Source organism: Flavobacterium sp. JAS, from assembly GCF_020991455.1.
GTDB lineage: Bacteria > Bacteroidota > Bacteroidia > Flavobacteriales > Flavobacteriaceae > Flavobacterium.
In genome coordinates this window covers 1-5863 of record NZ_JAJMOX010000026.1, presented here as the reverse complement: position 1 = coordinate 5863, position 5863 = coordinate 1, and the positions used below count along the sequence as shown (strand labels likewise).

Annotated in this window: 2 protein-coding genes; both read right to left on the bottom strand. The window is 31.3% G+C overall.

Annotation, left to right across the window (positions count from 1 at the left end; genetic code table 11):
- Nucleotides 1-5292, bottom strand: a 5292-nt coding sequence (locus tag LPB88_RS23490) for a non-ribosomal peptide synthetase (protein ID WP_230718202.1), incomplete at its 3' end; no start/stop codon positions are given.
- Between the two features lie 21 nt (nt 5293-5313).
- The coding region (locus LPB88_RS23485; RefSeq protein ID WP_230718200.1) for a phosphopantetheine-binding protein at nt 5314-5863 on the bottom strand (550 nt) is incomplete at its 5' end.

The window sequence follows — 5863 nt, the reverse complement described above, 5'->3', positions numbered from 1 at the left end:
TCTATCCACTTTACCGCTTGAAGTCTTAGGTATAGCATCCAGCAAAACATAAAATCCAGGTACCATATATTCCGGCAGTTTTCCTTGAAGATAAGTACGTAATTCTGATTTGCTTATTGTTTTTCCTTTTTCTGGCAAATAATAAGCAACTAGTGCTTTTTCATTATTGAGTTCTTTGACCACAGTCACTGACTGCTGTATGTCACCGTATAACATTATAGCATTTTCAATTTCGCCCAATTCAATTCTATTCCCTCGAATTTTTACCTGATTGTCCGCTCTTCCCATATATCGAATGCTACCATCTGGCAACCATTCTGCAATATCTCCTGTACGATAAACCATGTGATTTTCTCTAAAAGGATCGGCTATAAAACGATCTTTTGTAAGTTCTGGAAGATTCAAATAGCCTCTGGCCACCTGAATTCCGGAAATTAACAACTCTCCGGGTATACCAACCGGTAGCAATTCGAGCGAATTGTTGACAATATAAATGCTTGTATTGGCAATGGGCTTTCCTATGCTTACACCTTGTTCAAGCACATTAATTTCAGTCAAATTAATGGCAGTTACCTCAATAGTCGCTTCGGTTGGGCCATAAAAATTGTGTAGTTGCGCTCTTTTGAATTTTTCTTTACAATCGTGGGCCATAATTGCGGGCAATTCTTCGCCACCACTGATAATATGCGCGATAGAACTGCATTTTTCGGCATCAACATCTAACAGAAAAGCGCCTAACATTGAAGGCACAAAATGAACTATTGACACCTTTTTTTCATTAATTATTTCCTGAAGATAATCGACATCTTTATGTCCTTCAGGCTTTGCTATAACAAGCGAGCTTCCCGTTATAAAAGGTAAAATCAATTCCCAAACCGAAATATCAAAAGTGTAAGGTGTTTTTTGAAGAAAGACATCTTTCGCACCAACATTCAAATACGACAGCATCCACAATAACCTATTGTACAATGCCGCATGATGGATCAGAACTCCTTTTGGATTACCAGTAGAACCTGAAGTATACATACAATAAGCCAAGCTGTCAACTAAATTGCTTAATTGAAGCGATGTTTTATCGTAAGATTCTTTGCCATTCCTAAATTTTTCAAATCCATTTTCATCAATACAAAATTTCAAACTGGCATCAATGGTGATAAAATCTATTCTTTCCTGGGGAAAATTCACATCCAACGGAATATACGCCCCACCAGATTTCAAGATTCCTAAAATAGAAATAACCATTCTCTCACTTCTATTTAGTTTGATCCCAATAAAATCATTAGGCTCGATTGCATAATTTTCTTTTAAATAATGAGCCAATTGATTGGATTGCTCATTTAGCTCTTGATACGTTAATTGCGTCCCTTCAAATAGTACAGCCACATTATTTGGCGTTTTTTCAACCTGTTCTTCAAATAAATCTATAACCGTTTTATTTACAGGATAATCTACTTTTGTGTTGTTGAATCCGAATATTGTGGCTTTAATTTGTTCAATTTCATTATTAGAGATTAAAGAAATGTCCTCCATTTTTAATTCATTATTGTCAACACATTGTTGTATAATATTGAGAATAAAATGGTGATACTTAACAATTGTTTCTTTTGCAAATAAATCTGTATTATACTCCAATTCATAAAATAACTTAGTTTCTGAGTCAATAAATCTAAAGAGTAAGTCAAATTGTGCACTTGAATAATTGCTTAACTCAAAATTTTGAAAATTTAAATTATCATTATAGTTTTTCAATTCATCTAAAATATTTATATTCAAATAGTTTTGAACTGTAAACGCAATATCAAATAACGGGGAACGACTATAATTTTTTTGCAAATGCAATTTTTCGACCAACAATTCAAAGGGATAATCCTGATGTTTGTATGCAGATTTAAAATTGTTCGAAGTTTCTTTTAGCAAATCTTTAAAAGATGCTTTTACATCAAGTCTAGATCTTACAGCCAATGTATTTAAATAAAGACCGATTTGATTTTCTAATTGCGTAAGATTCCTATTAGTGATTGGCAATCCTAAAGTTATATCCGTTTCTCCTGATAATAGAGATACAAATGAATTTAAAATTGTTCCAAAAAACATTGCCAGAGTGATTCCTTCTTTTTTTACAAGTTCTTTTATCGAATTTGTTAATGCCTCTGGAATTATAAACGCATTAATATCTCCGTTGTACGTTTTTACATTTGGTCTGTTCTTTTGGAACTGCAAACTTAAATCTTGAGTTTTTTCTATAAACTGACTCAACCAAAATGATTCACTTTCTTTAAAAGAAATCTCTTTAGATTTTTCTAATTGCCAGGAAGTGTAATCTTTATAATGAATTTCTAATGGTTCAAACAAAAATTCTTCTTTGGAACATAGCGCATTATAGATATGAAAGAATTCCTTTTGAAAAATGGTAAGTGACCAACCATCACAAATTAAATGGTGTAATGTAATATTGAAAATATATTTGTTTTCATGAATTTTAACTAAGGTTGCACGAGTTAACAAACCATTATCATCCAGGTCAAAAGGAAATTCTACCAAACTTAATATATAAGCATTTAGCGCTTCTTCAGATAGATTTTCTTTTATCTCATATTTTATACCTATTTCTGCAATATCATCAAATGGGCAGATTTTTTGTTTTAATTCATCTGCTGCCAAAACAAATGAAGTTCTTAGAGATTCATGTCTTTGAATAAGTATTTCATAAGCTTTATTCAAATTAAAATAATCTAACTCTCCTTCAATTATAATAGACATTGCAACATTAAGGCTAGAAGCATTGTCAGACATTTTGGCTTGTAACCACAGTCTTTTTTGAGCATAGGATACATCATAAAGGTCTTGTGGTTGCACCTTTTTAATTTCATCTTGTTTTTCCGATAAGCTATTATTCTTTATTTTCAATTCTATGAATTCTGCCATCTCTTGAGACGAACCATTTTCAAATAAAGTATCAATATTTAAGTCTAGTGAAAAGTGTTTATTAATCTTATTTATTAATTGTAACCCATTTAAAGAATGACCTCCAAAATCAAAGAAATCATCCTCCTTTTGCATTTCAGTTTTTAAAATTTCACTCCACATTTTTTCCAATTGCTCTACAATCGAAAGGCCTTCATAATTTACTAAATTTATGTTTTTTTCTGATCTTGCGACTTTAGGATTGTACGGATTATCCGTAGTTCTTATCCAACATCTTTTTTCTTCAAAACAATAGGATGGTAGTTCAACTTTACAAAAATTTCCTTTCTGATAGTAATCACCTGAATCAACATTAGAATTAAAATTAAGCAATGTTATTAGATTATTGTTTAAAGACAAGCCGTATCCAATAGCACTATAGTATAAATTATTATTAGTTAATCTCTTAAAAACATTAGCTAATTTTCCTTCGTAACCTATAACTATTATTTTTAGTCCATTTGAATACTTATTTACTAATTTTTTTGCACGCGCTTCTAATTCTTCATTGCTGTTTTTGGTGTCTGGTAAAACACTGTCTATACTCTTCAACGCTTCGTCAAATAATATTTCATTTTTCAATACTTTTAACAAAATTTTTCCAATTCCAATTCCAATTATCTCTTTAATACAAACTCCCGATTTTAAAAGAGACTGATAACTAAAATATTGAACAAACAAGGATTTTTGTGCATCACTTAATAAGAGAGTCCTATAATCAAAGTAATAAGGTATGGCCTCCAATATTTCATCACTTATAGCTATTTGATCATCAAATATTAATATATTTTCATTAAAATCTTCAATACTGCTATCTGCTATCTGGTCACTTGTAGTGTCATTAAGAATTTCTAATAAATGCTTTTTATTTTTAGCAGTCACTAAATATCTATACTGATATAGTTCTCTACAAGTATTTAATGTAAATGAAATATTATGCAAACTATCTTCAGTATCGCTCAAATAACTTTTAAACGACATCAAATATTTACTTAAACTCGTTTTACTTTTGGCACTAAAGCACAAAACATATTGATCGCGGACAGTCTCAAGAACAGAAGAATTTTCTTTTTCATATGATTCTAAAATTAAATGCGCATTAGTTCCCATTAATCCAAAAGAACTAACACCTGCTCTTTTTTTATTTGCTCTTTTTACTTCATTCCAACTAATGGGTTTCGTTACTACTGCCACTTTAGCTTTTTCAAAGTCTATAAAAGAATTTAGCGGAAGTGCATTAATCGACGGATATATAATATTGTTTTTGAATGAAAGTAATACCTTAATAACTCCAACAATTCCTGCTGCACTATCTGTATGTCCAATGTTCGACTTTACTGCAGAGACATACACTTTTTCATTGTATTCAAGACTAGGGCTAAAAACTTGCGATATTCCTTCAACTTCAATTGGATCGCCTAACTTTGTTCCCGTTCCATGAGCTTCAATAAGTGTAATATCTTTGGGAGCCAGACCTGCTTTTTTTAAGGCCAGATTGATCACATTTGCCTGACCATCACTACTTGGTGCCATTATACTTGCTGATTGACCACCATCTTGATTTAAACCAAATCCTTTTATAACACCATAAATCACATCTCCATCAGCTTCGGCTTGTTCAACAGATTTAAGTAAAACACATGTTACAGTTTCTCCTCCCATTGTTCCTTCTGCATTTTCGGAAAACGGATTACAACTTTCATTTTTAGCTTCAACTCCAAGAAGTATTTCAGTATCTTTTAGAGTAGGAACAACATTTATATTTACACCACATACTAATGCTAAACCTGTTTCTTCTAATATTATATCTTTACAAGCAAGAGTTATGGCTGTTAAAGATGATGAACATGTAGTATCCACATTTATAGCTGCTCCTCTCAGATCAAAAAACCTGGAGACTCTACTAGCAAGCATTGCGTTAATATTTCCCGCTATTAAGGTTGGAGTTGACTCTTCTGCTAATAAGAAATAATTTGTCTTGGCATTTGCTACATATACGGATGTATCTGAACCTTTTAAGTCTTTTAGTCTATAACCCGCATTTTCAAAAGTTTTATAGGCTTCCTGAAGTAATAATCTTTGATGAGGAGTCATCTCTTCGGCTTCTCCTAAAGAAATATTAAAAAATTTATAATCAAAAAAAGTAATTTCTTCTAAATATCCTGCTTTATAGTAATCAATTTCATCAGATATTGATGTATTAAACAATCTTTTTTTTGAAACTTCATTGATAGAGCATTTCCCTTTTAGTAAATTTTCTGCAAAATCATTTACAGAATCTGCATCAGGAAAAATACCCGAAAACCCAATAATTGCAATATCTTTCATGTACACTTCTTTTATATTTTTTTAAAAATCAATTTCTATAATTTCTTCTTCTTTTGTATAGTCTGGGGAATACTGATCTATGTGTTGCGCTTGCAATCTAATTGTTGTCATAGAAAACAAATGAGTAACATTAATATCCCGTGAGATATTTTTCTTAATAAGTTCATAAAGCTTTACAATTTTTAAACTATTCCCTCCCAACTCAAAAAAATCATCCGTAATTCCAACTTTTTCTACTTCCAATATTTCTTGCCAAATGGTTACCAATTTCTTTTCTGTTAGATTTGTTGATGCTACATATTCTTTTCTTATAATATCATCGCCAGTAATACTTGGAAGGGCTTTTCTATCTACTTTTCCATTCGGGGTTAATGGTAGTTTTTCTAATGCCACATAAAAAATCGGAACTATATAATCGGGTAGTTTTTCTTGTAGAAAACTGCGCAACGCTGATTTATTTATATATGTTGTCGACACAAAATAGGCAACCAATACTTTCTCTTGGTTGTTTTCTTTTACTTCAACAACTACTTGTTTTAAATCATCAGAATATTGCGAAATTGTATTTTCT